Below are 800 nucleotides of genomic sequence, written 5' to 3'. Positions count from 1 at the left end.
GGCGCCGTCCCGGGGCCCGCACGTCGTCGGTGGGCGTGTGGGCCAGGGCCTCGCGCAGCGCGGCGGCCAGGTCGCCTTCCCACAGCGCGCGCACGCCGCCCATGGCCACGTAGTTGTCCACGCCGGGGGCGAACACGGGGTTGGACTGCGACAGCTCGGTGAGCCGGGCCTCGGGCAGCTTGGTCACGCGCGCCATGGCGGGAATGCGCATCACGCGGATCTCGGCCTCGGGCAGTGCGTAGCAGGCGTCGGCGATCAGGCCCGAGGTGATGAAGCCGCCCGAGAGCGCCTGGTCGTAGACCAGCCCAACCACGCGGTGGCCGTGCCGGCGCGCGAGGTCGATGGCCATTCCCAGGTGCGCCATTGCGCGGTTGATGCCCAGCAGTTCGTCGCGCCGGCGCAATTGCTGGCCCTGCGTGTCGATGAGCAGCAGGATGGCGCGGCCGGGGTGCTGCGCCACGGTGTCCAGCACCGCGCGGGCCTGGGCCAGCGCCAGCCGCACGCCGATGGGCGCATGGTTTGTGGTGCCGATCACGGCCAGGGGCTGGCCGTCGAAGGTGGGTGTGCCCAAGAGCAGGTCGCCATCGGCCACGATGCCGTGCTGCGCGCCGAAGAGCCTTTCGGCCAGGGTGTTCCATTGCATGTCGGTTCCTTCTCGTTCGTTGCTGCGGGTTCAGGCCGGGCGCAGGCCCTGCACCGCCGCCACGTCCAGCTCGGGCACCCGGGCGGCATCGGCCACGCCCAGGGCCTGCCACAGCGCGGTGGCGTCGTCGGGCGGGGGGCATCGTCCGGCAGGTGGT

The 800-nt window shown here is 73.0% G+C and carries 1 protein-coding gene; it reads right to left on the bottom strand.

Annotation, left to right across the window (positions count from 1 at the left end):
• On the bottom strand, positions 1 to 643 hold a 643-nt coding region (locus AC27KI_RS26255; RefSeq protein ID WP_487116794.1), incomplete at its 3' end, for a biotin-independent malonate decarboxylase subunit gamma.
• Between the last annotated feature and the right edge of the window lie 157 nt (positions 644 to 800).

Source organism: Acidovorax sp. KPB24-03, from assembly GCF_057546605.1.
The sequence above is the reverse complement of the archived record's forward strand: the minus strand, read 5'-3'. Positions and strand labels throughout refer to the sequence as shown.